The sequence below is a fragment of the Leuconostoc sp. BM2 genome, from assembly GCF_002095565.1.
Lineage (GTDB): Bacteria > Bacillota > Bacilli > Lactobacillales > Lactobacillaceae > Leuconostoc > Leuconostoc falkenbergense.
In genome coordinates this window covers 1-26,200 of sequence record NZ_MOWQ01000002.1, presented here as the reverse complement: position 1 = coordinate 26,200, position 26,200 = coordinate 1, and the positions used below count along the sequence as shown (strand labels likewise).

28 protein-coding genes and 1 tRNA gene are annotated in these 26,200 nt (G+C 39.3%); 26 read left to right on the top strand and 3 right to left on the bottom strand.

Annotated elements, in window-relative coordinates:
• Positions 1 to 4 precede the first annotated feature (4 nt).
• Together pyrF and pyrE are read left to right on the top strand one after the other, a co-directional pair.
• Positions 5 to 700 carry an orotidine-5'-phosphate decarboxylase gene (pyrF, locus tag BMG01_RS01230; protein ID WP_004915255.1) on the top strand — a complete coding sequence of 232 codons (696 nt, stop codon included), beginning with the start codon at positions 5 to 7 and terminating at the stop codon, positions 698 to 700.
• On the top strand, positions 701 to 1,336 hold the full coding sequence (gene pyrE, locus BMG01_RS01225) for an orotate phosphoribosyltransferase (protein ID WP_036067658.1): 636 nt from the start codon (positions 701 to 703) through the stop codon (positions 1,334 to 1,336).
• A gap of 29 nt (positions 1,337 to 1,365) precedes the next feature.
• Here the strand turns inward: pyrE and lexA are convergent, their stop codons facing one another.
• On the bottom strand, positions 1,366 to 2,004 hold the full coding sequence (gene lexA, locus BMG01_RS01220; protein WP_036067660.1) for a transcriptional repressor LexA: 639 nt from the start codon (positions 2,002 to 2,004) through the stop codon (positions 1,366 to 1,368).
• Between the two features lie 259 nt (positions 2,005 to 2,263).
• Between lexA and BMG01_RS01215 the strand changes: the two genes are divergently transcribed.
• On the top strand, positions 2,264 to 2,497 hold the full coding sequence (locus BMG01_RS01215; protein WP_036067662.1) for a YneF family protein: 234 nt from the start codon (positions 2,264 to 2,266) through the stop codon (positions 2,495 to 2,497).
• A gap of 9 nt (positions 2,498 to 2,506) precedes the next feature.
• On the opposite strand, the gene BMG01_RS01210 is transcribed toward BMG01_RS01215, so the two are convergent.
• On the bottom strand, positions 2,507 to 3,145 hold the full coding sequence (locus tag BMG01_RS01210; RefSeq protein WP_036067666.1) for a 1-acyl-sn-glycerol-3-phosphate acyltransferase: 639 nt from the start codon (positions 3,143 to 3,145) through the stop codon (positions 2,507 to 2,509).
• 61 nt (positions 3,146 to 3,206) lie between these two features.
• On the opposite strand from BMG01_RS01210, the gene BMG01_RS01205 reads away from it, so the two are divergent.
• The 23 genes from BMG01_RS01205 to BMG01_RS01095 all read left to right on the top strand — a co-directional run bounded on the left by BMG01_RS01205 (position 3,207) and on the right by BMG01_RS01095 (position 25,450).
• Entirely contained in the window at positions 3,207 to 3,965 is a 759-nt protein-coding gene (locus BMG01_RS01205) for a tRNA1(Val) (adenine(37)-N6)-methyltransferase (RefSeq protein ID WP_036067669.1), read from the top strand.
• Positions 3,966 to 3,967: 2 nt separating this feature from the next.
• Positions 3,968 to 4,243: a GIY-YIG nuclease family protein gene (locus BMG01_RS01200; RefSeq protein WP_004912284.1), complete on the top strand. Its 276-nt coding sequence runs from the start codon at positions 3,968 to 3,970 to the stop codon at positions 4,241 to 4,243.
• 145 nt (positions 4,244 to 4,388) lie between these two features.
• A complete protein-coding gene (rpsB, locus tag BMG01_RS01195) occupies positions 4,389 to 5,165 on the top strand; it encodes a 30S ribosomal protein S2 (RefSeq protein WP_004912281.1) in 777 nt (258 codons plus the stop codon).
• Between the two features lie 107 nt (positions 5,166 to 5,272).
• Positions 5,273 to 6,148: a translation elongation factor Ts gene (gene tsf, locus BMG01_RS01190; RefSeq protein ID WP_036067671.1), complete on the top strand. Its 876-nt coding sequence runs from the start codon at positions 5,273 to 5,275 to the stop codon at positions 6,146 to 6,148.
• 154 nt (positions 6,149 to 6,302) lie between these two features.
• Entirely contained in the window at positions 6,303 to 7,028 is a 726-nt protein-coding gene (gene pyrH / locus BMG01_RS01185) for a UMP kinase (RefSeq protein WP_004912275.1), read from the top strand.
• Entirely contained in the window at positions 7,028 to 7,573 is a 546-nt protein-coding gene (frr, locus tag BMG01_RS01180) for a ribosome recycling factor (protein WP_004912273.1), read from the top strand. Before pyrH ends, frr begins: the two co-directional genes overlap by 1 nt.
• 67 nt (positions 7,574 to 7,640) lie before the next feature.
• Positions 7,641 to 8,759: a DUF805 domain-containing protein gene (locus BMG01_RS01175; protein ID WP_084013409.1), complete on the top strand. Its 1,119-nt coding sequence runs from the start codon at positions 7,641 to 7,643 to the stop codon at positions 8,757 to 8,759.
• A gap of 327 nt (positions 8,760 to 9,086) precedes the next feature.
• On the top strand, positions 9,087 to 10,028 hold the full coding sequence (glyQ, locus tag BMG01_RS01170) for a glycine--tRNA ligase subunit alpha (protein WP_036067673.1): 942 nt from the start codon (positions 9,087 to 9,089) through the stop codon (positions 10,026 to 10,028).
• Between the two features lie 87 nt (positions 10,029 to 10,115).
• Positions 10,116 to 12,173, top strand: coding sequence for a glycine--tRNA ligase subunit beta (glyS, locus tag BMG01_RS01165; RefSeq protein ID WP_036067675.1), 2,058 nt, complete (start codon positions 10,116 to 10,118; stop codon positions 12,171 to 12,173).
• A gap of 51 nt (positions 12,174 to 12,224) precedes the next feature.
• Positions 12,225 to 13,274 carry a Gfo/Idh/MocA family oxidoreductase gene (locus BMG01_RS01160; protein ID WP_084013408.1) on the top strand — a complete coding sequence of 350 codons (1,050 nt, stop codon included), beginning with the start codon at positions 12,225 to 12,227 and terminating at the stop codon, positions 13,272 to 13,274.
• Positions 13,275 to 13,423: 149 nt separating this feature from the next.
• Entirely contained in the window at positions 13,424 to 15,277 is a 1,854-nt protein-coding gene (gene lepA / locus BMG01_RS01155) for a translation elongation factor 4 (protein ID WP_036066685.1), read from the top strand.
• The gene (locus tag BMG01_RS01150) at positions 15,261 to 16,052 is read left to right on the top strand and encodes a hypothetical protein (RefSeq protein ID WP_036067680.1); all 792 of its coding nucleotides are present in this window, start codon (positions 15,261 to 15,263) and stop codon (positions 16,050 to 16,052) included. The genes lepA and BMG01_RS01150 overlap by 17 nt, the downstream gene beginning before the upstream one ends.
• The gene (locus BMG01_RS01145) at positions 16,049 to 17,122 is read left to right on the top strand and encodes a zinc-binding alcohol dehydrogenase family protein (protein WP_036066679.1); all 1,074 of its coding nucleotides are present in this window, start codon (positions 16,049 to 16,051) and stop codon (positions 17,120 to 17,122) included. Before BMG01_RS01150 ends, BMG01_RS01145 begins: the two co-directional genes overlap by 4 nt.
• Entirely contained in the window at positions 17,109 to 17,999 is an 891-nt protein-coding gene (prmA, locus tag BMG01_RS01140) for a 50S ribosomal protein L11 methyltransferase (RefSeq protein ID WP_004912251.1), read from the top strand. Before BMG01_RS01145 ends, prmA begins: the two co-directional genes overlap by 14 nt.
• 228 nt (positions 18,000 to 18,227) lie before the next feature.
• Positions 18,228 to 18,301 (top strand) — tRNA-Ile (locus BMG01_RS01135).
• 145 nt (positions 18,302 to 18,446) lie between these two features.
• Positions 18,447 to 19,187: a 16S rRNA (uracil(1498)-N(3))-methyltransferase gene (locus BMG01_RS01130; protein ID WP_004912248.1), complete on the top strand. Its 741-nt coding sequence runs from the start codon at positions 18,447 to 18,449 to the stop codon at positions 19,185 to 19,187.
• 50 nt (positions 19,188 to 19,237) lie between these two features.
• Positions 19,238 to 19,675: a hypothetical protein gene (locus BMG01_RS01125; RefSeq protein WP_004912245.1), complete on the top strand. Its 438-nt coding sequence runs from the start codon at positions 19,238 to 19,240 to the stop codon at positions 19,673 to 19,675.
• Positions 19,676 to 19,819: 144 nt separating this feature from the next.
• Positions 19,820 to 21,442, top strand: coding sequence for an ABC-F family ATP-binding cassette domain-containing protein (locus BMG01_RS01120; RefSeq protein ID WP_036067682.1), 1,623 nt, complete (start codon positions 19,820 to 19,822; stop codon positions 21,440 to 21,442).
• A gap of 69 nt (positions 21,443 to 21,511) precedes the next feature.
• Positions 21,512 to 22,669: a hydroxymethylglutaryl-CoA synthase gene (locus BMG01_RS01115; RefSeq protein ID WP_004912240.1), complete on the top strand. Its 1,158-nt coding sequence runs from the start codon at positions 21,512 to 21,514 to the stop codon at positions 22,667 to 22,669.
• 98 nt (positions 22,670 to 22,767) lie between these two features.
• Positions 22,768 to 23,211 carry a nucleoside 2-deoxyribosyltransferase gene (locus BMG01_RS01110; protein WP_004912238.1) on the top strand — a complete coding sequence of 148 codons (444 nt, stop codon included), beginning with the start codon at positions 22,768 to 22,770 and terminating at the stop codon, positions 23,209 to 23,211.
• A 26-nt stretch (positions 23,212 to 23,237) separates the two neighbouring features.
• Positions 23,238 to 23,741, top strand: a complete 504-nt coding sequence (locus BMG01_RS01105; protein WP_004912235.1) for an ASCH domain-containing protein — start codon at positions 23,238 to 23,240, stop codon at positions 23,739 to 23,741.
• A 27-nt stretch (positions 23,742 to 23,768) separates the two neighbouring features.
• The gene (locus BMG01_RS01100) at positions 23,769 to 24,062 is read left to right on the top strand and encodes an ACT domain-containing protein (RefSeq protein ID WP_004912231.1); all 294 of its coding nucleotides are present in this window, start codon (positions 23,769 to 23,771) and stop codon (positions 24,060 to 24,062) included.
• A 44-nt stretch (positions 24,063 to 24,106) separates the two neighbouring features.
• Complete coding sequence (locus BMG01_RS01095; RefSeq protein WP_004912228.1) at positions 24,107 to 25,450, top strand: PFL family protein; 1,344 nt, start codon at positions 24,107 to 24,109, stop codon at positions 25,448 to 25,450.
• 32 nt (positions 25,451 to 25,482) lie between these two features.
• Here the strand turns inward: BMG01_RS01095 and BMG01_RS01090 are convergent, their stop codons facing one another.
• Complete coding sequence (locus BMG01_RS01090) at positions 25,483 to 25,923, bottom strand: hypothetical protein (protein WP_004912226.1); 441 nt, start codon at positions 25,921 to 25,923, stop codon at positions 25,483 to 25,485.
• Positions 25,924 to 26,200: the final 277 nt, after the last annotated feature.

The following is a 26,200-nucleotide window of genomic DNA, read 5'->3' as shown; positions in this document are numbered from 1 at the left end:
AAACATGATAAATCGACCAGTTTTTATTGCATTGGACTTTCCAGATGGTAAAACGGCACTGAATTTTTTAGAACCTTTTAAAAAATTAGACCAAAAGCCGGCGATCAAGGTTGGTATGGAATTATTTTATGCAGAAGGGCCGGATTTTGTCAGAGATTTACGCCAAAAAGGATTTGATATCTTTTTAGATTTAAAACTTTATGACATTCCCAACACTGTTGGCCATGCAGTTGCAAATATTGCAAAATTAGATGTTCAGTATTTAACGTTACATGCGGCTGGCGGGGCTAAAATGATGACTGCTGCAGTTGCTAATAAAGGTCACAACTTAAAAATACTAGCAGTGACGCAATTAACATCTTTTTCTGAAGCTGATGTTCAAGAAATTTCCCAATCGACAGTAACGTTGGCGGAAAGTGTGTTGCACTTAGCAAAAATGGCTGACAACGCAGGTGTGGATGGTACGATTAGTTCGCCTTTAGAAGCTGGTATGATACAAGCTAACACGCAATCAGATTTCTTAACTATCACCCCAGGAATTCGCTTAGCAGGTGATGATGCAAATGACCAAATGCGTGTCACAACCCCTGTCAAGGCAAAACAATTAGGTGCAACGGGACTTGTTGTTGGTCGTTCGATTACTAAAGCTAGTGATCCAGTTGCTGCATACCAACAAGTATTGAAAGAATGGAGTCTTTAAATGACAGATTATGCAAATGAAGTTGCCAATGATTTACTTGAAATTGGTGCGGTTAAATTTTCACCGGAGGCGCCGTTCACATGGGCGTCGGGTATTAAAAGTCCGATTTACACTGATAATCGCATGACAATTGGTTTTCCAAAGGTTCGAGAAAACACTTATTGTGGCTTAACAGAATTAATCAAAGCGTCATATCCTGATGTTGAAATTATTGGCGGTGTGGCCACTGCAGGCATTCCACACGCAGCTTGGGTGGCAGATCAATTAAAAAAACCAATGATTTATGTACGATCAAAACCAAAAGATCATGGTGCAGGTTGCCAAACAGAGGGGGCAAACGTTACAAATCACAAAGTAGTGCTGATTGATGATTTGATTTCAACGGGCGGCTCAGTATTGGCTGCAGCAAAAGCAGTTGAAAAAGAAGGTGGCAATGTTTTGGGCATTGTGTCCATTTTTTCATACGAACTGCTAGCTGGTGTAAAAAATTTTGAAAGTGCTAATCTAACCTTTAAATCGTTGACAACTTATTCACAATTAATGGCATTGGCTGTTAGTCGAGGGGATCTAGCTGCGGACCAGATTGAGACGCTAAACGAGTGGAAAAAGCAACCAGAAAAATGGCAAGCAAACTAAAAAAAAATCGACATTATGTCGATTTTTTTTTAGTATATTGCGTCTCGATAAAGACCAATAACCTTACCAAGAATGGCAACTTGTTTTAGAATAATTGGTGCCATTGCATCGTTTTCAGGTTGCAATCGATAGTGATCTGCTTCGCGGAAAAAGCGTTTTACAGTTGCTTCGTCGTTGTCATTCATTGCAACAACAACGTCGCCATTATCAGCATTTTCTTGACGACGGACAATGACTTTGTCACCATCTAGAATACCAATATTGATCATTGATTCGCCATGAACATTGAGCATAAACAAATCACCATCAAATTGCATTAGGTTGTCAGGAATCGGGAAAAATTCTGTTGCCTCTTCTTCAACGGCCAAAATTGGTGTTCCTGCTGTTACAACACCGAGAACAGGAATTTTACCAGGTGTAATTGAAACACCCAGCATTTCTAGACCAGCATCTGTGATTTCAATGGCACGTGCTCTTGGTTTTGAAGCATCTTTTAAGAGATATCCTTTTTTAACCAAACGCTCGATATGACCATGAATCGTAGAAGAGGAAGACAGACCAACCGCTTCGCCGATTTCTCTAACGGTGGGGGGAAAACCGTTAGTTGATTGGGCCTCATGTATAAATCTTAAGACTTGTATTTGTTTGCTTTCTTGAATAATTGCCATGATGGGGTTCCTACTTAATAATTAGTAACTCAATTATACCCAAAAAACACGAACAAATCAAACACGTGTTCGTTGATTTTAGAAAATGTCAAATAAGTCGCCGTGAAAATTTATAATTTCTTTAGAAACTATATGATTTTTAGTGGATTTCTGTGTAAAAAAAAGCTAAAAAGCAAACTTATTAACTTCACTTTTTAGATGGCATGCACTAACCGGCTGTGATATAATTGTTATCAGACATTCGATGAGGAGAAAAAACATGAGTACAGGACTTGTAATCTTGATTGCAGTTTTGGCCTTGGCGATTGGTTTGGCTGGTGGTTTCTTCTTGGCACGTAGTTCAATGAAAAACTATTTGGCTAAGAATCCACCAATTTCTGAAGAAATGATGAAGTCAATGATGATGTCAATGGGTCAAAAGCCATCACAAAAAAAGTTAAATCAAATGATGGCTCAAATGAAACAGCAAAGTGCAAATGCGCAAAAAAAATAAGCGCTAAGCTTATTTTTTTTGTATTCTTTTAGGATCAATATAGTGCCAATCAGGATTGATTTCATCATCTAGTTTATCAAAAGCTGCTTGCATGATGTCAGTATATTTGGCAATGTTTTCAGCATTCAATTTATCGGCGCGCTCAATGTAGATTGGCTCTCCAAAATTAATTGTGGTATTATGACGTTTAAAGAGCTGGCTAAACTTCACTGGGCCCTGGTATACCGCCGGTACAATTGGCTTTCCGGCCATACGCGCGATTAATAATGAGCCGGACTTCAAGTCGTCACTGTGACGAGAACCTGAAGGAAACATGATTAATGATCTTTTACCACTTTTGAGCTCACGTACAGGGTATTTGATGACACTTGGGCCAACGTTTTCGCGATCAACTGGGAAAGCGCCAGCAGACTTAATGAGCCAAGCAAGAGGCTTGAATTTAAAAAGTTCGATTTTCGCCATGAAAATAAAGTGTTTGGGGTACGCAGCCACCGCGTACCAAACAGGGTCCCACCATGTGCGGTGAGGACCAACTAGGACATAATTGTCCTCTTTAGGTAGTTTGTCGCGGTTCATATAGGTAATGCGGCCGTTGATAGTCCAAATAATAGCCACGGCAACACCACGAAGAAAGTCGTAAAATTTCATATTTATTCACCTCATAAACGAAATCAAATTTAATTTTACCGAGAAAAGGGAAGAAACGCAAATGACAGAGCCAAGTTTAACAGTCGGCGAACGGATTGATGGTTTACCATCTCAAAATATTAGAATTATTCAAAATCCAGATATGTTTTCCTATTCACTTGATGCTATTTTACTAGCACATTTTGCAGATGTTAAAGGTAAAGGCCGGGGACATGCTGTTGATTTGGGTGCTGGCACTGGGGCGGTGGGGTTATTTTATGCGCCAAAAGTGAGTGGCCGCGTCACATTAGTCGAAATCCAGCCTGAATTGGCAGCCATGGCGCAGCGAAGTATTGATTTGAATGGTATGTCTGATCGTGTAAGTGTACTACAAAAGGATATGAAAAATATTTTTGAGGACATCAAACCGGGATCTGTCGAAACTGTGCTCAGTAACCCACCTTATTTTCCTTTAAATGACACCACGAAAACCAATCATGATCATCACTATGAGTTAGCTCGCCACGAATTAACAATCGACTTGCCTAATTTAGCTCAAATTGCTAATAAATTACTGAAAAATAATGGTAAATTCTATATGGTTCATCGACCAGACCGTTTGGCAGATATTTTTGCAGCTTTTGCCAAACGAAAACTTATGATTAAGCGGGTTCAATTTGTCTATGGTAAGGCTGGTCGTGAGGCAAATATGGTTTTAATCGAAGCGATTAAATCAGGACGTCCAGGCGGTGTACGAATTTTGCCGCCGTTGATTGCATACGACGAGACTAATGATTACACACCCGAAATGAATAACATTTTGTATGGCAAGGCTTGGTAATAATGAAAGCATATTTTTTTTACGTTTTATATACTGCTGATGGCTATTTTTATGGTGGTTTTACAGATAATGTCATGCGTCGCTTAGCGACGCACGAAGCGGGAAAGGGTGCTAAATTTACACGTGTTAAGTCCCGCCATCCACTTCAATTGATTTATCAGGAATCATTTGAAACTAAAAGTGATGCATTAAAGGCAGAGGCAGCTTTTAAAAAGCTGACACGACCTCAAAAAGAAATGTTTTTATTGGCACACAAAGTAACTAAAGTATGGCAATAAAGTCCTTGCTAAACATATAAAAATACCGTATAATATATCTTGTTGTGGAAAACAACAAATACACACGACAAACGAGAACACGTAGGTGCAGTAATGTCAGCGTGAACCACGAATTTGTCGGCGGAAAAACCTAGGAGGCCATATCATGGCAGTTATTTCAATGAAAGAACTCCTCGAAGCAGGAGTACACTTCGGTCACCAAACACGTCGTTGGGACCCAAAGATGGACGAATATATCTTTACGGAACGTAATGGTATTCACATCATCGATTTGCAAAAGACAGTTAAGTTGGTTGATGAAGCCTATAACTTCATCCGTAATGCTTCAACTGACGGTGCAAATGTTTTGTTTGTTGGTACAAAGAAGCAGGCTTCTGATGCTATTGCTGAAGAAGCAACACGTGCCGGTCAATATTACATCAACCACCGTTGGTTGGGTGGTACTTTGACTAACTGGAACACGATTAAGACACGTATCCAACGTTTGAAGGATTTGCAAGCAATGGCCGAAGATGGTACATTTGAGCAATTGCCTAAAAAAGAAGTTGTTTTGTTAAACAAGCAACGCGAAAAGTTGGAAAAGTTCTTGGGTGGTATTCAGGACATGCCTGGATTGCCAGATGTTTTGTTTGTCGTTGATCCTAAGAAAGAAGAAATTGCCGTTAAGGAAGCTAACATGTTGAACATTCCTGTTGTGGCAATGATTGACACAAACGCTAATCCAGATGTTGTTGATGTTAAAATTCCAGCCAATGATGATGCTATTCGTGCCGTTCGCTTGATTACTGCCAAGATGGCTGATGCCGTTATCGAAGGTCGTCAAGGTCAAGATTCAGCACCAGAAGACGCATTTGTTGAAGGTGACGAAAATACAGAATCAATCGAAGAAATTGCTAACATTGTTGAAGAAGGCAATAACTAATTATATGATTTAAAAATACCGTTCCTTGCGAACCTGTTTGGGACGCGGAATGGTATTTTAGTATGTTATAATTAAAATACATTAAATTATTTTAGAGGAGCACTATAATGGCAATTACTGCTGCACAAGTAAAGGAACTACGTGATAAGACATCTGTTGGTATGATGGATGCTAAGAAAGCATTGGTCGAAGCTGATGGCGACCTAGACAAGGCAATTGACTTATTGCGTGAAAAGGGCATGGCTAAAGCCGCTAAAAAGGGCGATCGTGTTGCCGCAGAAGGTATGACAGCTGTTGCTGTTAAGGACAATCGTGCTGCAATTATTGAATTAAATTCAGAAACAGATTTCGTTGCTGGTAACGCAGAATTTAACGAATTGTTGCGTGCTGTTGCTAATACAATTGTTGAATTCGCACCAGCTGATGTTGAAGATGCTTTGGCACTTGAAGTTGAAGCTGGTCAAACATTGAACGACAAAATTGTGGGTACAACACAAATCACAGGTGAAAAGATTACTTTACGTCGTTTCACAGTTGTTGAAAAAGCTGACTCAGAAAACTTTGGTTCATATTCACACTTGGCCGGTTCAATCTCTGCATTAGTTGTTGTTGATGGTGCTTCTGAAGCAGCTGCTAAAGATATTGCAATGCACGTTGCCGCTATTGCACCACAATATGTTTCAGATGATCAAGTACCAGCAGAAGTTGTTGCCAAGGAAAAAGAAGTACAATTGGCTTCAGAAGATTTGGCAGGTAAGCCAGACAACATCAAAGAAAAGATGGTTGATGGTCGTATCAAAAAGTTCTTGGCAGAAATCTCATTGTTGGATCAACCATTCGTTAAAAATGGTGATCAAACAGTCGCTCAATTTATTGCTTCACAAAATGGTTCTGTGAAGTCATTTGTTCGCTACCAAGTCGGTGATGGGCTTGAGAAAAAAGTGACAGATTTGGCTGAAGAAGTTGCTAAGCAACTAGGTTAATTGATTTTTCAGTGTGGGATGATTGTTATCTAGTATTGATTAATCTCCATCATTATTTATATGAAAAGCGCGTTATTGTTGATAACGCACTTTTTTTTCGGAATTTTTGCCTGATTTTTGATATAATTGTATAAGCAAATAAAAGAGGTTAGACATGACTGATATTAAGTACAAACGTGTTTTGATTAAGTTGTCAGGTGAGGCTTTGGCTGGTGAAAAGGGACAAGGTATTGACCTTGCCGTTGTGTCAGCTATTGCCGAAGAACTGAAAGAAGTTCACGATTTGGGAACTCAGATTGCAATTGTTGTTGGTGGTGGCAACTTGTGGCGCGGAGAACCAGCTTCTAAAGTTGGTATGGAACGCTCACGTGCTGATTACACGGGTATGTTGGGAACTACGATGAACGCCCTAGTATTGCAAGATGCCTTAGAACGTTCTGGCGTTCAAACACGCGTTCAGACAGCAATTACTATGCAACAAATCGCAGAACCATATATCCGTGGACGTGCCATACGTCATTTAGAAAAGGGACGTATTGTTATTTTCGCCGCCGGTACTGGATCACCATACTTCTCTACCGACACTACAGCAGCATTGCGTGCTAACGAAATCAATGCTGATGCTATTTTGATGGGTAAAAATGGCGTTGATGGTATCTATGATTCAGATCCTAATAAAAACGCTGATGCTGTTAAATTTACAGAATTGACTCACTTGGAAATTTTGCAAAAAGGGTTGAAGGTAATGGATTCAACGGCAAGTTCTCTTTCAATGGATAATAATATGCCATTGGTCGTGTTCAATCTTAATACACCTGGTAATCTCAAGCGTGTTGTGCTTGGTGAACCTATTGGAACCACAGTAACAGGAGAAAAATAATGACTTTTGATTTAACAAACGCTAAAGAGCGGATGCAAGGGGCACAGGAAGCTTTACAACGTGAATTGGCAAATATCCGTACAGGTCGAGCTAATCCAAATATTTTGAATCGTATTGAAGTTGAGTATTATGGTGCCATGACACCCCTAAATCAAGTGGCGTCAATTTCGGTGCCAGAAGCGCGCATTTTGCTGATTACACCTTTCGATAAAAGTGCTTTGGAAGCAATTGTTCATGCAATTAATGTGTCAGATCTTGGGTTGAATCCTGCTTCCGATGGTAACATTGTGCGTTTGGCGATTCCGCAAATGACAGAAGAACGTCGTAAAGAATTAGCTAAAGAAGTTAAAGCTGAAGCAGAAAAAGCCAAGGTTTCAGTCCGCAATGTTCGTCGTGACATCATGGATGACATTAAAAAGGATAAAGAAATGCCTGAGGACGACGCTCGCAAGGCAGAAGATCAAACGCAAAAGCTAACTGACGAAAATATTAAAGCAATTGATGGCATTGCAGCTGAAAAAGAAAAAGAATTATTAACAATTTAATTCTTATGTCATACTGAAATAACTTTTAAACTTGGTATTTTACCAAGTTTTTTTGTTTGGAGGGAAAATGTTTAGGCGCTATTTTAAATTTTGGCGAGAGGCGCTTGATTTTCATAGTGGTGCCTATCGATTAGATTTTTTTTGGATTCATGTCGTTAATGATTTAATATTAGTGATTATTGGTTTCGTCACACTGACAGTCAGCAACTCGTTTTGGTTGGTACTGAAAGTTGATGCAGCCGTTCTTATTGTGTTGTTTATTCCAAGTCTTTCGTTGTTCATTAGACGTTTACGTGATACTGGGTTTTCAATTAATCAGGTTATGTTTGTCCTGCTAAGTCCATCGTTACTTTGGATTGCCATTGAGATTTCAATTGAATTGCGTAGCGCAATATTAGTTTTACTTGTCCTATTGATCTATTTTGGATGGCTCGTATTTCTGGTTTCTAGGCGTTCGGCTTATTGGACACCATTGTTATCAAGAATAGAAAAAATATATTATGGCATTGGGTTTGCTATTATGGTTAGTTTGTCCATTGGCTTGCAATTGCCTGCTGGCTCTGTGTTTAGGCAGGATGTTAAAAAAGCACTGGTGCATGCTGTGTTTAAACAACAGAAAGTCGAAAAAAATACAGTGCGAACCACAGAATCTGACACTAGTAATAGTGCGGAATTATCTTCATCGACGGAGCGCATACCGTCATCGTCGTCATCAGTCTCATCTAAAATCCCTGATAAATCCATAGTCGATGTGCCAGATGATTCTGCCACTAAAGCCTATCGGCAATTGCCAGTTGATGTCATAGGGGATTCGGATTTTGGGCATTTTCAGGTCAAGGGTAACTGGCAACAAGACGCGTCATCATTACAATGGCTGCAACAAACGCAACAAGTTATGATTTTAACCAGTACTCAGGGCCAAGGATGGGGTGTTGATTTTTCAAGTTTTTCATTTCAAAAGGTCGTAGGACAATCACAGTTAACATTGTCTAATTTTCCGACTATCAATGTTTTGCGTATTGATGGGACCTATGAGTCACCTAATAGTGCTAAGGTGAAGAATATGGCATACCTTGAGTGGCATATGTCTGATGGACATATTCGAGTCATATATGTAATTGCGCCAAGTCAGGCATTGCTTAATCTGATTGTTGCAACAATTGGTGAAACATATCAATCACAATAATTTTTAGAAATTCACTTGACGAATACTCTAGCGACGTGTCATAATAACAGTATCAAGTTTGAATCGTGAGGAAACCAAGTGGCGTTGGTGGAGCGACAATAACTATCGAGTGTCGAGTTATAACTCGGAAATCAGGTGGAACCGCGCGTTATAGCGTCCTGATGTCAATTAATTTTGGCATTAGGACGCTTTTTGTGTCCTGAGCAGAAAGGGGTTTGCAAGGGGAACTAATTTAGTTGGTTCATCAAAAATAAAAGAAAAATATCAATTTTATTCGTATAATGTGATGGACACCATCTCATATTTCAAACTACAAAGGATTAAGACATGACAGATACAAAGTTATCATTACAAGATATTATTTTGACATTGCAACAATATTGGGCAAAACAGGGTGCAAATTTAATGCAGGCCTATGATAATGAGGTGGGTGCAGGAACACAGTCACCTTACACTTTTTTGCGTGCAAATGGCCCAGAACCCTGGCATGCTGCTTATGTACAACCATCACGCCGTCCCGCTGATGGACGTTATGGTGACAATCCAAATCGTCTTTTTCAACATCATCAATTTCAGGTTGTGATGAAACCTTCGCCTGCAAACATCCAAGAACTTTATTTGGGATCACTGGAGGCACTTGGCATTAAACCATTGGAACACGACATTCGTTTTGTTGAGGATAACTGGGAAAACCCTTCAATGGGTGCTGCTGGTATTGGTTGGGAAGTTTGGTTAGACGGCATGGAAGTGACCCAATTTACCTATTTCCAGCAAGTTGGTGGTATTGAAGTTGACTCTGTCACTGCTGAAGTCACATATGGACTGGAACGCTTAGCATCATACATTCAAGATGTGCCGACGGTATATGATTTAGAATGGGGCAATGGCGTGTTATATGGGGATATTTTTAAAGAACCTGAATACGAACACTCAAAGTACGCTTTTGAGGAATCTGATCAAGCTATGCTACTCAAGCATTTTGATGAATTTGAAGCGGAAGCCACACGTTTACTTGCGTTAGGACTTGTTCACCCAGCCTATGATTATATCTTAAAATCATCGCATACTTTTAATTTACTAGATGCACGAGGTACAGTATCTGTCACTGAACGTGCTGGTTATTTACACAGAATTCGTACTATGGCTCGAAAAGTTTCGAAAGTGTTTATCGAAGAACGTGCAAAACTGGGATTTCCACTGCTGAAAGATGAACAGTTACGCGATAAGTATCTTGGTGAAAATGGCAAATATGCAATCAAAAAAGCTTAACGAAAGTTAATGTTGAAAACCATGTACTCCCATCCTAAAACTTTTATAAAAGATGGTTGTCGTACAATTTAAATTGGAGAATAATTAATGTCAACATTTTTATTAGAAATTGGACTTGAAGAAATACCAGCTCATTTGGTAACTAGTTCAGAAATTCAGTTAATTGAAAGAACTAAGAAATTCTTATCAGAGCATCGCTTAACAGTCGGTGATATTAAACCATATTCAACCCCACGACGTTTGGCTGTTGTTCTGACAGATGTCGCTGAAACATCAGAAAGTTTGAGCGAAGAAAAGCGCGGGCCATCTGTTGACCGCGCACAAGACGAAAACGGTAATTGGACAAAAGCAGCATTAGGTTTTGCACGTGGTCAAGGTGCTAATCCTGAAGCATTTGAAATTAAAGATGGATATGTTTGGCTAACAAAACATACTGCTGGTGTAGCAGCAAATGAAATTTTAGCTAAAATTGGTGATGAAGTTGTCGCCCAAATGAAATTTTCAACTTATATGAAGTGGGCTAATCACAGCTTTTTGTATGTTCGACCTATTCGTTGGCTCGTAGCATTATTGGATAATGAGATTATCTCTTTCAATGTGTTGGATATTGCCACAGATCGTTTTACACGTGGTCATCGTTTCCTATCTTCAGAACATATTGAAATCACTTCTGCGGATAATTATGTGACGACGTTGCAAAGTGCTAATGTTGTTGTTGATGCCACAGTGCGTAAAAATGAAATTCGATCACAGTTGAATACAATTGCTGAAGCTAATGGTTGGGTTCTGCAACTTGACACCGATGCGGCGCAAGATTTATTAGAAGAAGTCAATAATATTGTTGAGTGGCCGACAGCCTTCGCAGGCAGTTTCGATGAGAAATATTTGGAAATTCCAGATGAAGTTTTGATTACATCAATGCGTGAACATCAGCGTTTCTTCTTTGTGACGAACGAAAAAGGACAATTATTGCCGCACTTTTTGTCAATACGAAATGGTAATCGTGAACATTTAGACAATGTTATTGCGGGAAATGAAAAAGTGTTGGTGGCAAGGTTAGAAGATGCCGAATTCTTCTATCATGAAGATCAAACCAAATCAATTTCTGATTACATGACTAAAGTTAAAAAGTTAGTCTTCCATGAAAAAATTGGTACTGTGTATGAACACATGCAACGAACTGGTGCTTTGGCTTCAGCAATGGCGACTGCTTTGAAGTTTGATGCCACACAGCAGTCTGATTTGACCCGCGCATCAGAAATTTATAAATTTGATTTGATGACCGGCATGGTTGGTGAGTTTGATGAACTTCAAGGCATTATGGGCGAACATTATGCCAAGCTTTTTGGCGAAAATGATGCGGTTGCAACAGCCATTCGAGAACATTATATGCCAACTTCAGCCAATGGTGATGTTGCACAATCTGAAGTAGGCGCTTTGTTGGCCGTTGCAGATAAACTTGACAGCATTGTGACATTCTTTGCCGCTGGACTAATACCAAGTGGTTCTAATGATCCTTATGGCTTGCGACGTGCGGCTACCGGCATCGTGCGTACATTGGTGGATAAAAATTGGCATATTGATTTACAACCTTTGTTAGCCGACTTTGTGCAACAGCAAGGTGTGGTAGCTGAAACTGATTTGACGACGGTTGTTGATTTCATGTTGGATCGTGTTCGCAAATTGTCACTAGATGCTGGAATACGTCAAGACATTGTCACTGCTGGATTAGGCAATGTTGAAAGAGCAGATATTGTATACATTAGTCAGCGAATTGAAGTCTTGTCCCAACATAGTAGTGATGCCGGCTTCCGAGATGTAATTGAGGCGTTGACTCGTGTGGATCGTTTAGCTGTAAAGCAAGTAACTAATGCGACGGTTGATCCTGCTAAATTTGAAAATAAGTCTGAAAAAGACCTATATCAAGCAACGTTAACGCTTGATTTAAATACTTTGATGCATGATGGTGCAGAAAATCTCTACGTGGCTTTGGCAAAATTGCAACAACCAATCGCAGCTTATTTTGATGAAACAATGGTTAACGCTGAAGATGAATCTGTTAAAGATAATCGATATGCTCAGCTGAACGTTATACAACGACTCACCAACGGATTAGGAGATTTGACGCAAATCGTCATTAAGTAAATATATTTTGTTATGTGTTATAGTGAAGTATAAAATGACTGGAGGCTCATGATGATAAATATTGCTTTTGTAGGCTTCGGAAAAAGTACCAATCGCTACCATTTACCTTATTTAAAGTTACGACAAGATAAATTTAGGGTTACACGTGTCGTAACGCCAACGCTTGGAAAAAAGCCAACTGAACAAGCTGAACTTGAAGCAACTGGCACAATATTTACGACAGATATTGAAGACATTGTGACTGATGATAGTTTGGATTTAGTGGTTGTTGTGACACCATCACAAAGTCATTATCAAGTTACAAAACAATTATTACAAGCAGGCAAAAACGTGTTAGTGGATAAGCCGATGGCTGCCAGTGTTGAGGAGGCAGAAGAACTTGTTAAACTGGCGGCGGAAAATAATTTATTTTTAATGCCTTTTCAAAGTCGAAGATTTGACAGCGACTTTTTGACGGTACAGCAAGTAATTGCTAACGGTTACTTGGGGCGATTAACGGACCTAGAAGTTCACATGGATCACTATCGTCCTCTGGATGGTCAATTAGAAGGGTCTGCGATTGACGGCTCTCTATTTGGTCATGGTGTTCACTTAATTGACCAAGTTGTCAGTTTGTTTGGGGCGCCACAAGCGGCTGTATACGATTTACGCGCAACACGTGTGCTTGAAAGTCATTTAGAAGACCAAATTGAGGTCAATTTGTTTTATCCAGAATCCTTTAAAGCAACTATTCAGACGACCGAGTTAGCTACGATTCAATATCCAAAGTGGCAACTAAGAGGCACAAAAGGTAAATTCATCAAATATACCGTTGATGAACAAGAAAATGACTTAAAGACGGGTATTATGCCTGGAAGTCCAAGATTTGGTAGTGACGCCCCACAGAATTTTGGTCACTTAGTGTATTATAATCAGAGTGGCGATCGCATTGATAAGTATATACCTAGCGTTCAGGGCGACTATGGCCGTATTTATGACACGGTCTATGAAACACTAGTTAATGGTAAACCAAAGTTAGTATCTGATGAAACAATGATTACTGTTATGAGGCTGCTATCTGGTGGTCTTCAGACTACTGGGCCACATATTTTAAAGTTTTAATATTGAATGAAAAAGACTTAAGTAATTGGGTCTTTTTTTTATTAAAAATTGGCGCTTATTTCACTAAATATATCAAAGCTGAGTCGAAAGTAATTGCGACCTTTATGGTAAAATTAAATAGACATAAAACTGAAAGAAAAATGCCAATTATGACAGAACTAGATTTAACACAATTAAAAGAACGACAAAAGCATATCCGTAATTTTTCGATTGTTGCACATATTGATCATGGTAAATCAACCATTGCGGATCGAATTTTAGAGCAAACGCACACGGTTGCAGAACGCGATATGCAAAATCAATTGTTAGATACAATGGATTTGGAACGTGAACGTGGCATTACGATTAAATTAAATGCCGTTGAAGTTCATTATGATGCAAACGACGGTGAAACTTATATTTTTCACTTGATTGATACACCAGGGCATGTTGATTTTTCCTACGAAGTTTCGCGTGCTTTGGCTGCTGCCGAAGGTGCAATTTTGGTAGTTGATGCTGCGCAAGGCGTTGAAGCACAAACGCTGGCCAATGTCTATTTAGCGCTTGAAAATGATTTAGAGATTCTACCGGTCATCAACAAAATTGATTTGCCCGCAGCTGATCCTGAAAAAGTACGACAAGAAATTGAAGACGTCATTGGTATTGATGCATCTGATGCGGTTTTAGCTTCAGCAAAGCAAGGTATTGGAATTCCAGAATTATTGGAGAAAATTGTGGCAGACTTACCCGCACCAGAAGGTGAAATTGACGCACCGCTTCGGGCATTGATTTTTGATTCTGCGTATGACGCTTATCGTGGAGTGGTAGTGAACATGCGTGTTCGTGAGGGAATCGTTAAGCCCGGTGATAAAATTCGTATGATGAATACTGGGGCTGAATATGAGGTCACGGAGGTCGGCGTAATGTCGCCAAATGCGCAAAAGCGTGATTACCTGATGGCGGGTGATGTAGGCTATTTGACTGCAGCGATTAAAGATATTCATACGACACATTCAGGTGATACGATTACACTAGTTGATCATCCAGCCAGTGAGCCATTGGCAGGCTATAAGCCAATGACACCAATGGTCTATTCAGGGTTGTATCCTTCAGATAATGCTAAATATACTGATTTACGAGAGGCGCTCGAGAAACTTCAGCTTAACGATGCCGCATTGACGTTTGAACCAGAAACTTCACAAGCACTGGGGTTTGGTTATCGTGTTGGTTTCCTTGGCTTATTGCACATGGACGTGATTCAAGAGCGACTAGAGCGAGAATTTGGACTTGATCTGGTTACGACTGCACCATCAGTAACTTATAAAGTTACCACAACAGAAGGCGAAACAATTGCTATTGAAAATCCTTCTGAAATGCCAGAGGCATCAAAAATTAAAACGATTGAAGAACCGTATGTTCATGCTCAAATTATGGTACCCAATGACTATGTCGGTGCAGTAATGGAGTTGGCACAGCGAAAGCGTGGCGAATTTGACACGATGGAGTATTTGGATGAAACTCGTGTCAATGTCAAATACTATATGCCACTGTCTGAGATTATATTTAACTTTTTCGACAAACTAAAGTCAAGTACACGCGGATATGCTTCATTGGATTACGAGTTATCAGCATACCGCCAATCTGATTTGGTCAAAATTGATATTTTGTTAAATAGCGAGAAAGTGGATGCCTTGAGTTTCATAGTTCATCGTGATTTTGCGGCAGAGCGTGGGCGAATCATTACTTCAAAGTTAAAGGGGATTATTCCGCGTCAAAACTTTGAAATTCCTGTTCAAGCGGCGATTGGTGCTAAAATATTAGCGCGAACAAATATCAAGGCCTATCGTAAAGATGTTACTGCCAAAATTCACACTGGTGATCCAGACCGACGTGCTAAATTGCTCGATAAGCAAAAACGTGGTAAGGCACGAATGAAATCAGTTGGTACGGTAGATGTACCACAAGAAGCCTTCATGGCCGTACTCAAAACGGAGGACGATGCCCAATATGCCAGAGGAAACTAAACAAAATCGTTCTCGTGTTGAGCGTAATTGGTCCACCAAAAAGCGCCAACTGATAAAACCCAATATCATTTTGGCATCGTTGTCGATTGCTGTGATGATTTTAGTTGTGAGTGGCGTGGTTGCTAGAATAGTTTTTGGTGTTGATGGTGTTTCACAAACGACACGGCAACAAGTAGTTAAAAAAGATGCCAAAACGGCTTTAGAATTTGGATTAACAGGTGATTCATCTACTAATAACAAGCAAAGTGTTGTTAATTTAACGACAAAAAAATGGCAAGCTGAAATTGCTAGCAGCATTCAAAAAGCATTACAATCAGATCAAAAAGTAGCTGATTCGGTTACTTTTTCTGGTACTAAATATCAAAAATCATCTGTTATGGCTGCCTTGTCACAACGTTATTTGGAAACGTTGCAACGTGATCGTGACTTCAAGATAACTGCGGTGAAATTTGACAAATATCACAATGCCAAAGTGACCTATCAAGTAAAGCCGATTGGCTTACCAGCAGGTCAAGCGTTGGTACAAAAGTATGTGGATGAACAAATTAAAAAGAATGAGTCAGCCGCTAGTAAGCTAACGCAGGAAGAACTGCGATTGGTTGAATATGCAATGGTTGCCAACAACTGGGATCGCGTCCTAAAGGATAAGCTGCCGACTTCATCAGACAAAATTGCTACGATCGAGTTGTTGTATCGTACAAAAAATTTCAAGCCAGAATATCAAATTACCAAAGACACTTTAAATAATATTTTGAATAGTGGGTTAGCTGAATGAATATATTAGACAAAATTAAAAGTATATGGGCGATTGGACGTCAACATAAAATGACGGCGATTGGTTTTGATCGCGCAAGAAATATTGATGACCCTCAGGTTTTCATATCTAAGCAAGTCAAACAGCCCATCCCAAGTGACTCAGAAATTTTGGTCAAAGTTTTGGCAACTTCTGTTAATCCAGTTGATACGAAAATGCGAGCTGGTTATAAAGCCGAAGGACAATTTCGAATTTTAGGATTTGACGCAGTTGGTGAGGTGGTTAAGGTCGGTACGGAAGTATCAAGATTTGATGTTGGGGACCTTGTTTATTACGCTGGTTCACAAATGAAACAAGGATCAAACGCAGCCTACCAAGTTGTTGAAGCAGATTTGGTTGGACATGCACCTCATAATTTATCAATCGCTGAAATCAGTGCGATGCCGCTGACTTCTATCACAGCTTTTGAAATTTTACATGATGCTTTTGGCTACGATTTAGAAAAAGAGAGTATTTCTAATCGTTCAATTCTGATTATCAATGGTGCTGGTGGCGTTGGATCAATACTGATTCAATTAGCAAAGTACATTGGATTGACAGTCATTACAACAGCTTCAAGACCAGAATCAGTTGCGTGGGTAAAGTCGCTAGGGGCTGATTTTATTTTAGATTATCATCAGGATTTGGTTGACCAGTTACAACATATTCAGTATCCAAAAGTTGATCATGTTGCAATTTTGCAAAGTACAGATGCCTATTGGCCAACAGTCACACAAATCATTAAACCATTTGGCACAATAGCCTCAATTGTTGAAACAACAGCGCCAATTGATATGGGACCGTTAAAAAACATTGGTGCGCAATTTAGTTGGGTCTTCATGTTTGCCAAGGGTAACTATCATGTCGATATGTTATCCCAAGGTATGGCACTTGAAAAAATAGCCGTATTACTTGATAAGGGTGAACTCAAGACAACACTAACGAAGACTTATCAAGGCTTTACAGTAGAAAATATACGTGCTGCAACCCGAACCGTCGAGGAGGGTCGCACAATTGGAAAAGTTGTGGTAGTATACGATGACGAAAAATAATTGGCAAGCAGTCACAATTGCAACCCAAAATGAAGCAGTCGAATCTGTTGCAGATATTTTGAGGACTGTTGGTGCTGATGGTGTGCAAATCGTTGATGATCAAGTACCTGTCAAAGTTATTGCTTATTTTGAGAATAACGAGCAGTTGTCGGCGACCGTAACTAACATTCAGTCTCAGCTAAATGAATTACAACGTTATGGTATTGATGCAACACCGGGCAGTGTTACTGTTGCAGGTGTTGCACAATCGGAATGGGAAAATGAATGGAAAAACTATTACCACGCGACACGTATTACACGCCATTTGACAGTTGTGCCATCATGGGAAGCGTATCTGCCAAACCAGCGAGATGAATATCCGATTATCATGGATCCACAACTAGCTTTTGGTCCGGGCACACATGAGACAACACGACTAATGCTTCAGGCATTAGAAACGGTCATTCGCAGTGGTGAAAGCATGATTGACGTGGGAACAGGGTCAGGTGTTTTAGCCGTAGCAGCCAAACAATTGGGCGTTGATACTGTTTTGGCTACTGATATTGATGAATCTGCAGTAGCAGTGGCACAAGCCAACTTGACATTAAATCCAGTAGCTAAAGATGTTACTGTTGTGGTGAGTGATTTACTTGAGTCTGTCGATAGTAATCTAAAAGTTAATTTAGTAGTGGCAAATATTTTGGCCGATGTTATTGAGAGACTGATACCACAAGTTACCAAACATTTGAAAAAAGATGGCTATTTTTTGGTTTCAGGTATCTATGATGATATAGCGCCTCAAATAATTGACCAATTAGGTCGATCTCATTTTGTGATTAGCGAGCATATGATTATGGGTAAATGGCATGCATTCATTGCTAAAAGTCAATTAGAATAAAAAGTAATCATTACTATTTAATGTGTTATACTATTATTGTACGATTGAATTGATAGTACGATAATGAATTTTGGCACTCATAATTATTCTCCCGTGATAATCACATACTTTAACTTACAAACTAAGTAGGACATGAGTCAAAATCCAGCAAAGTGGCGCCAAACGGCGCTTTTTTGTTGCTTAATCAGGATGGCAGATTAGCCAGAATTTTGGTACAATAATTGTATTGGACCATTAGCTCAGTTGGTTAGAGCAGATGGCTCATAACCGTCCGGTCGTTGGTTCGAGTCCAACATGGTCCATTATGGGCAAGTGTCGTCACATACTTTGCCTTGCGTTTTTGTGTAAGTTGATTTTTTAGTTAATATGATTGCTGAACATGATACACATATTTTGAGGCAAATAGCACTAGCCATTCAAGACAATAAATTTTAAAGGGAATCATTAATGCAACGATATTTTCTAAAACGTACTATCAATCATGAAATCATTAATTTAACCCGTGAAGATGCTGCATTTAATCATTTTGGTCGTGTTTTACGGGCACGTGTTGGTACAAAAGCGGAATTTGTGGATAGTAATCAACAACTTGTCATTGGTCAGGTGACTCAAATTGATGCGAACCAAATATCCATGGCGGTCATTGAGCATCTCAATCAAATTGTTGAGATACCGATTAACGTGACAGTCATTGTATCACCTTTAAAAAATGACCGTTCAGAATGGTTCGTTCAGAAAATTACTGAGTTAGGTGCCACACGAATTATTTTCACAGAAATGGCGCGCACTGTCGCCGATTGGCGCAAACAACAAGACAAAAAAATAGCTCGCTTGCAAAAAATTACGGAAGCAGCGGCTGAGCAGTCGCATCGTTTGATTATACCAGAAATTGATTTTTTGACTTGGAAAACAGCAATACATTTACCAAAAGACAAAGGTATAGTAGCTTGGGAAGAATCGGCAAAAGAGGGTGAAATATCTGCTTTTATTGACGCTGTCAATCATGTACCAAATAATGGTCATTTAGTCTTGGTCTTTGGACCAGAAGGTGGATTAACAGTAGATGAAATTCAAGAAATGACTCAGGTTGATTTTGTTTCTGCTGGATTAGGCCCACGGATACTGCGTGCTGAAACTGCACCACTCTACGCTTTGTCGGCTATTAGTGTCTTGCGTGAGTTGCAGTAATCGGGTATAATATAATAAAATAATGAGAACTTTTTAAGGCGGGTGCAACGATGATGGAAAAATTTATAAAATATTATGGCTATCAATGGCTCGCAGCATTTGCTTTGGGTATTTTATTACCATTTTTAGGCAGGATTACTAATATGAGTGGTCTGCACAAAGTGATATTTTTCTACATGTTATTAAACAGCATCTACACTTTGTATTTGGGTTATCAAGTTCGCAAACGCGGCTACTCACCACTTGTATTGCTTTTTTTACCAGTACTCTTTACAGTAATTTCAACATTGTTGCTTGACTTAGTATCACACGAGTATGGCTTCTACTTTGGATTGATGTATATTGTCCTTAGCTTATTTACTTTCTTTGGTGACACGCGAGACGATCCAGATGAAAATCAAATTCCTGTTGAAGCGGGATTCCACAATTTGTCTGACAGCACAGAGGACGATATTCAATTACCGGTTGATGGCGGTTTTAAATCTTAATTGGCCGAGAGATTGTTTCATATTGATATTTAGAAAAAGCGCGATAATTAGCGCTTTTTCTGTTACACTAATATAAGGTAATTTGGTAAAATCACGCGGTATGATGATGTGATTTGGCAAGTTTTTAAATTGGAGGATCTTAACGTGATTACAGTCGCAAATATGAGTTTTAGTTTTTCAGGACCAAAATTATATCAAGACGTCAACTTAAAGTTGACGCCCGGCAATACATACGGCATTATCGGTGCTAATGGTGCTGGTAAATCTACTTTTTTGAAGTTACTTCAAGGTGAATTACAGCCCACAGAAGGAACGATCACAATTGGTGATGGCGAAAGAATGTCTTCTTTACAGCAGGATCACTTTGCTTTTGATGAATTTACAGTATTAGACACTGTGATTCAGGGTCACGAAAGACTCTATCAAATTAAAACTGAGATGGACGCTATTTATGCGAAGCCAGATTTTAACGATGAAGATGGTGTTCGAGTGGCTGATTTAGGTGCGGAATTTGAAGAACTAGATGGCTGGAATGCTGAAGTAGAAGCTGGGCAATTACTTAGTAAATTAGGCATCGGCGATGACATGCAGTACACGCTAATGGGTGAACTTACAGAAAATGATAAAGTCAAAGTATTATTGGCTCAGGCACTGTTTGGTAATCCAGATATCTTAGTCTTGGATGAACCAACTAACGGACTAGATGTCCAAACAATTAATTGGTTAGAGGATTTTTTGGCTGATTTTCCTAACTTGGTCATCGTTGTGTCCCATGATCGCCATTTTTTGAACGCGGTCTCAACGAATATTTTGGATGTTGACTTTGGTAAGATTACGCCGTTTGTCGGAAACTATGATTTTTGGCGCGAGTCTTCTGAATTGGCGCAACGTTTAGCTTCACAACAGAATGACAAAAAAGAAGAACAAATTAAACAGTTGCAAGAATTCGTAGCACGTTTTTCTGCGAATGCTTCAAAGTCTAAGCAGGCGACGGCTCGAAAGAAGCAAATGGATAAGATAACGCTGGATGATATCAAGCCCTCATCACGAAAATATCCCTTTATTAACTTCCCATTAAATCGCGAGTTGGGTAATGATATGGTTCGTGTTGAAAATGTTTCCAAAACAATTGATGGCGAAAAAGTCCTAGATAATATTTCCTTTATTGGTCGCCCGGGAGATAAGATTGCCATTTTGTCCCGTTCGGATTTAGCAACTACCACTTTGATGCAAATTATTGCGGGAACCTTAGAACCTGATGAAGGGACTGTCACTTGGGGTGTTACTACGTCTCAGTCCTATATTGCGAAAGATTTGAATGATAATTTTGAAAATCAAGATTTAACTATTTTAGACTGGCTACGTGATTTTGCAGAAGAAGAACAAAAAGATAATACAAGTCTACGTGGCATGTTAGGTCAGATGTTGTTCCGGGGAGATGACTCACTAAAGCAAATTAATGTTTTGTCTGGTGGTGAGAAGGTTCGCATTGTGTTAGCCAAAATGATGCTACTTAAAGCAAACGTTTTGCTGATGGACGATCCGACAAATCATTTGGATTTGGAATCAATTCAGTCACTCAACGATGCGGTCGTTGCATTCAAAGGTTCAATCATTATGACATCGCACGATCATGAGTTTTTGGCAACAACTGCTAACCATGTGATTGAAGTATCCGCAAAAGGTGCTGTTGATCGTGTTGATACAACGTATGATGAATTTATTAACAATGAAAGCATTCAAGACAAAGTCAAAGCCTTGTACTAAGGTCTCTCTGTTGCAGAATAATTGTTAAAACGAATGTAGTCATTAAAATTGTAATCGAGGTAATTTAAAGTGAATATTGGAATCGACAAAATTGCTTTTTATACACCAGAATATGTGTTAGATTTAGTAACATTGGCGAAAGCAAGAGGTGACGAACCGGATAAATATACAATTGGCATTGGCCAAGATGAGCAGGCTGTCATACCTAATTATGAAGATGTCGTCACGATGGGGGCTAATGCGGCGCGACAAATCGTTAACGATCAAGAAAGGCAAACCATTGATATGGTGGTTTTCGCCACAGAATCAGGTATTGATAATTCAAAGTCGAGTGCGATTTATGTTCAAAAATTATTACAACTATCTGAGTTTGTCAGAACGATTGAACTTAAGCAGGCTTGTTATGCTGGAACGTATGGTTTGATGCAGGCGCGTGATTATGTTGCTGCTCATCCGGATAAAAGAGTCCTCGTTATTGCCTCAGACATTGCCCGCTATGGGTTGGCGACGGCTGGAGAAGTCACGCAGGGAGCAGGCGCTGTGGCAATGATTGTTGCTACTAATCCGCGTATTACAATAATTAACGATGATTCTGTCTACATGAGTCGTGAAGTAGCAGATTTTTGGCGACCTGTTGATCGTACTGAAGCACTTGTTGATGGTCATCTTTCTACTGAAGTATATAAAGAAATGTTTTTGACGCTTTGGCAACGTTATAAAAATCAGACAACGCATGTTTTGAATGACTTTGCTGGATTTGCGTTTCATTTGCCTTACACTAAAATGGGGAAAAAAGCTTTAGATCAAATTATGTCTGAAGCTGATGAATCGCACCAGAAACGTTTGGTTACTAACTTAATTGCGAGTCAACAGTTTAGCCGTCATGTTGGCAATTTGTATACTGGTTCAGTTTATCTTAGTTTTTTGTCATTGCTTAGTCATTCAAAAGATTTGAATCCAGGTGAAAAAATTGCTATTTTCAGTTATGGTTCTGGTGCAGAAGCAGAGCTCTATTCAATGACACTTCAACCAGATTTTAGGTCATCAATACCTGCTGAATCGGTTGAAAAACAGTTGTCTGAAAGACAACATGTGTCTGTGGAACAATATGAAAAAATATTCCAATCGCAGCTATTAGATTCTCATGTGAATGTTATAATACCGACTTCCCAAAAGCATCAATTTCAATTTTTGGGCTGGCAAGATGGCGAACGTCAGTATCGTTAAAAACGTGTTTAAAAACACGTTTTTTTGTTAAAAGAATTACTAGTCGAATAACCAGCTATCTGGTAGACTAGTATTATTAACAAAATTGGAGCAAAAAAATGGCAAAAACAATCTACTTGGCGAGTCCTTTTTTCGATAAAGAGCAAGTTGACCGTGTGGCAAGAGCGGAATCTGCTTTGAAAAAAAATGCAACAGCCTCATCTGTATTTTCACCTCGTGAACATCAGCATGAAGAATTTGAAATGTTTTCTCCCGAATGGCGAATCGCGACTTATAATGGTGACGTTGATGCCATTAACAATGCAGATGTTATGGTAGCAGTGATTGACTATGTTGGGCAGGAGGTAGACCCTGGAACAGCATGGGAATTCGGATATGCGGTTGCAAACAAGATACCAGTAATTGTTGTTAAGGAAAAAGAAGGGGCCGTTAATTTGATGATGGGTATCCCGTTGACTGCCTACTTAACAAGCGTAGAAGACTTAGCCACTTACGATTTTGATGCCTTAGCTGAGATACCTTTTAGTGGCGAAATCTTTTAGGTTTAATCTTTAAACTAGGAAGCTAGATGAAAGCATTAGTTATCCGACAGCCATACGCTTCACAAATTATGGTTGGTTCCAAAAAAATAGAATATCGCTCTTGGCATCCCGGAAGTGTTACAGATTTTTTAGTTGTTTCATCGGCGAAATCACAACAAGGTGTTTTTGACTTAATGCTACCGAAACGTACAGCGTTAGCAACGGTGCATATTGACCGAGTTGTTCGTGAAGAAGATGGTTATGCTTGGCATTTGACAGTGACGTCTTGGGTTCAGCCATTTTTGGTTAAAGGTAAATTAGGGTGGTTGACAATTGATGATAGTTTGATTCACCAAGATACCAATGTGATAGCTGATTTGGCATCCTATCGATGTGATAAAATCGTATCAAGTCGGATTGCACCATTTGAGAAACAACTATCTGCGATTGCCTTGTCACAGATGCCAAAAACTTATGCTAAAGTTTTGGCGGATTCAGGATTAGATGAGCTTTATAAGGTATGGCAATCTCGCCATCAACATCGTTATTAAAATAATTACATGAAATGGAGAATTATTATGAGTAAAGCGGTTGTAACAGTTGTGGGACAAGACAAGCCAGGTATTATTGCAGCTGTGGCTGGCAATTTATCAAAACATCATATTAATATTTTAGATGTTTCACAAACTATCATGCAAAATATTTTTACCATGAGTATGTTAGTCAATTTAGAAACACTAGATGAACAGTTTAACGCATTACAAGATGAGCTAAATCAGTTGGGTGCTGAATTGGGTGTAACAATTCATACGCAACGTGAAGAAATATTTGAGACAATGTCACGTGTTTCAACGCAAGATCAACTCTTCTGAGTACGATAATTACATCTATCTCAGCACAGTTTACTGGAGACAAAATGGAAACAAAGCAAATACTTGAAACAATTCAGATGGTTGAAGAAGAACATCTTGATATTCGTACTATCACGATGGGAATTTCTTTACTAGATACTGTGGCGGGTGATCCGAAAACTACCGCCCAAAATATTTATAATAAAATTACAACTTATGCTAAAGATTTGGTTTCGGTAGCTGAACAAATTGAACGTGAATTTGGCATACCCATCACTAATAAACGAATCAGTGTGACACCAATTGCCTTAATTGCTGGGCACGCAACGCCTGATGAGATGCTGTACTACGCTCATGCTATGGATGATGCGGCCAAAACTGTTGGTGTTGATTTCATTGGGGGATATTCGGCATTAGTTCAAAAAGGATTTGCTAATGGTGACTTGGCTTTGATTAAGTCAATGCCACGCGCATTAACTGAAACCGATCTGGTTATGTCAAGTGTTAACATCGGATCGACAAAAGCAGGTATCAACTTGGATGCCATCAAATTAATGGGTGAAACAGTGATGGCAATTGCTGAAAAATCTGATACTGCTAATGCTAAGTTGGTTATTTTTGCTAACGCGGTTGAGGATAATCCATTTATGGCTGGTGCTTTTCACGGTGTCAGTGAGCCAGACGTTGTCATTAACGTGGGTGTTTCAGGGCCGGGTGTTGTCAAACGTGCCATTGAAAAAGTTAAGGGTGAGTCGATTCAAGTTGTTGCTGAAACTGTCAAACAGACCGCGTTTAAAATCACACGTGTTGGTCAAATGGTTGGTTCTTTGGCGGCACAACGTCTTGGTGTTGAGTTTGGAATTGTTGATCTTAGTCTAGCACCAACGCCAGCACGTGGTGATTCAGTGGCAGAAGTTCTGGAAGAAATTGGTCTCGAGCAAGTCGGTGCGCATGGTACAACAGCGGCATTGATGTTACTAAATGATGCTGTCAAAAAAGGCGGTGTTATGGCCTCACAGCGCGTTGGTGGTTTATCGGGTGCCTTTATTCCTGTGTCTGAAGATGCTGGTATGATTGATGCTGCGAAAGCTGGGGTATTATCTTTGGCCAAACTTGAAGCCATGACTTCGGTTTGTTCTGTTGGTTTGGATATGATTGCTATCCCCGGAGACACGCCAGCTACAACGATTAGTGCGATGATTGCTGATGAAGCAGCAATTGGCGTACAAAATAACAAAACAACGGCCGTTCGAATTTTGCCAACAATTGGGAAATACGTCGGGGACATGGTCGATTATGGTGGCCTTTTAGGAACTGCACCAGTTATGCCAGTTGTTGAAAAATCAAGTGCTGATTTTATTAATCGTGGTGGGCACATTCCCGCGCCAATTCATTCCTTTAAAAATTAAAAAGATGAGAACCGTCATTGGTTCTCATCTTTTTAATTTTTGGTTTTGTATTGTGGTTGTGAATTTGAAATCGGATTTTGGTTGGTATTAGTTTCTTTTACAAACATTAACGCAATATATACAGATAAGATAATAATAATGAGTGCCGCTAATACACGTAGGGGATGGTAGAAGAAATTTTTGAAACCACGCAATAATTTACTATGATGTTGTTTTTGTGTTTGTTCGCTTTCAGTAATGGAAGCTTCAAGTGCATAGGCAAAGCTCGTATTGTCAACTACCTTAGATTTTTCTTCGTAAGGAACAATTGTCAATTCTCGTGTATCTGACATTTTTATAGGACGTTCACGTCGCAAGTCACGATTGTGCAAAATGTTATTGCGGAAATTAGCAATAACAATAAGTGTCTTGTTTTGTAAAGTCATTAAGCCGCTACGCAGCTGTTCTAATGGGGTTGTCATTGGTACTTTCATCAGCAAATCTCCGTTCACAAAGTATAGTTAGATGATTAATTTTAAAGTTTACTACTATCACTATACGATATTTTATTTAGGGTTTGGGTAAGTTTTGATATCCTAAACAAATTAAAGTGTTCTTAAACATTAAAAGACATGTGGTAATAATGCTCATAAGTCAATAATTCGGACTATTTTTTATCTAGGGCTGAACTGATTAGGCAACTTTTATTTTTTGATTGGCAAGACTGATTCTTTCGTTGTTGAACCAATGAATATACTTGGACACATCTAA

What these genes read in the sequence shown, in the direction of transcription:
- pyrF (WP_004915255.1), top strand. Translation starts at nt 5, where the DNA reads ATGATAAATCGACCAGTTTTTATTGCATTGGACTTTCCAGATGGTAAA.
- pyrE (WP_036067658.1), top strand. Translation starts at nt 701, where the DNA reads ATGACAGATTATGCAAATGAAGTTGCCAATGATTTACTTGAAATTGGT.
- lexA (WP_036067660.1), bottom strand. Translation starts at nt 2,004, where the DNA reads ATGGCAATTATTCAAGAAAGCAAACAAATACAAGTCTTAAGATTTATA.
- BMG01_RS01215 (WP_036067662.1), top strand. Translation starts at nt 2,264, where the DNA reads ATGAGTACAGGACTTGTAATCTTGATTGCAGTTTTGGCCTTGGCGATT.
- BMG01_RS01210 (WP_036067666.1), bottom strand. Translation starts at nt 3,145, where the DNA reads ATGAAATTTTACGACTTTCTTCGTGGTGTTGCCGTGGCTATTATTTGG.
- BMG01_RS01205 (WP_036067669.1), top strand. Translation starts at nt 3,207, where the DNA reads ATGACAGAGCCAAGTTTAACAGTCGGCGAACGGATTGATGGTTTACCA.
- BMG01_RS01200 (WP_004912284.1), top strand. Translation starts at nt 3,968, where the DNA reads ATGAAAGCATATTTTTTTTACGTTTTATATACTGCTGATGGCTATTTT.
- rpsB (WP_004912281.1), top strand. Translation starts at nt 4,389, where the DNA reads ATGGCAGTTATTTCAATGAAAGAACTCCTCGAAGCAGGAGTACACTTC.
- tsf (WP_036067671.1), top strand. Translation starts at nt 5,273, where the DNA reads ATGGCAATTACTGCTGCACAAGTAAAGGAACTACGTGATAAGACATCT.
- pyrH (WP_004912275.1), top strand. Translation starts at nt 6,303, where the DNA reads ATGACTGATATTAAGTACAAACGTGTTTTGATTAAGTTGTCAGGTGAG.
- frr (WP_004912273.1), top strand. Translation starts at nt 7,028, where the DNA reads ATGACTTTTGATTTAACAAACGCTAAAGAGCGGATGCAAGGGGCACAG.
- BMG01_RS01175 (WP_084013409.1), top strand. Translation starts at nt 7,641, where the DNA reads ATGTTTAGGCGCTATTTTAAATTTTGGCGAGAGGCGCTTGATTTTCAT.
- glyQ (WP_036067673.1), top strand. Translation starts at nt 9,087, where the DNA reads ATGACAGATACAAAGTTATCATTACAAGATATTATTTTGACATTGCAA.
- glyS (WP_036067675.1), top strand. Translation starts at nt 10,116, where the DNA reads ATGTCAACATTTTTATTAGAAATTGGACTTGAAGAAATACCAGCTCAT.
- BMG01_RS01160 (WP_084013408.1), top strand. Translation starts at nt 12,225, where the DNA reads ATGATAAATATTGCTTTTGTAGGCTTCGGAAAAAGTACCAATCGCTAC.
- lepA (WP_036066685.1), top strand. Translation starts at nt 13,424, where the DNA reads ATGACAGAACTAGATTTAACACAATTAAAAGAACGACAAAAGCATATC.
- BMG01_RS01150 (WP_036067680.1), top strand. Translation starts at nt 15,261, where the DNA reads ATGCCAGAGGAAACTAAACAAAATCGTTCTCGTGTTGAGCGTAATTGG.
- BMG01_RS01145 (WP_036066679.1), top strand. Translation starts at nt 16,049, where the DNA reads ATGAATATATTAGACAAAATTAAAAGTATATGGGCGATTGGACGTCAA.
- prmA (WP_004912251.1), top strand. Translation starts at nt 17,109, where the DNA reads ATGACGAAAAATAATTGGCAAGCAGTCACAATTGCAACCCAAAATGAA.
- BMG01_RS01130 (WP_004912248.1), top strand. Translation starts at nt 18,447, where the DNA reads ATGCAACGATATTTTCTAAAACGTACTATCAATCATGAAATCATTAAT.
- BMG01_RS01125 (WP_004912245.1), top strand. Translation starts at nt 19,238, where the DNA reads ATGATGGAAAAATTTATAAAATATTATGGCTATCAATGGCTCGCAGCA.
- BMG01_RS01110 (WP_004912238.1), top strand. Translation starts at nt 22,768, where the DNA reads ATGGCAAAAACAATCTACTTGGCGAGTCCTTTTTTCGATAAAGAGCAA.
- BMG01_RS01105 (WP_004912235.1), top strand. Translation starts at nt 23,238, where the DNA reads ATGAAAGCATTAGTTATCCGACAGCCATACGCTTCACAAATTATGGTT.
- BMG01_RS01100 (WP_004912231.1), top strand. Translation starts at nt 23,769, where the DNA reads ATGAGTAAAGCGGTTGTAACAGTTGTGGGACAAGACAAGCCAGGTATT.
- BMG01_RS01095 (WP_004912228.1), top strand. Translation starts at nt 24,107, where the DNA reads ATGGAAACAAAGCAAATACTTGAAACAATTCAGATGGTTGAAGAAGAA.
- BMG01_RS01090 (WP_004912226.1), bottom strand. Translation starts at nt 25,923, where the DNA reads ATGAAAGTACCAATGACAACCCCATTAGAACAGCTGCGTAGCGGCTTA.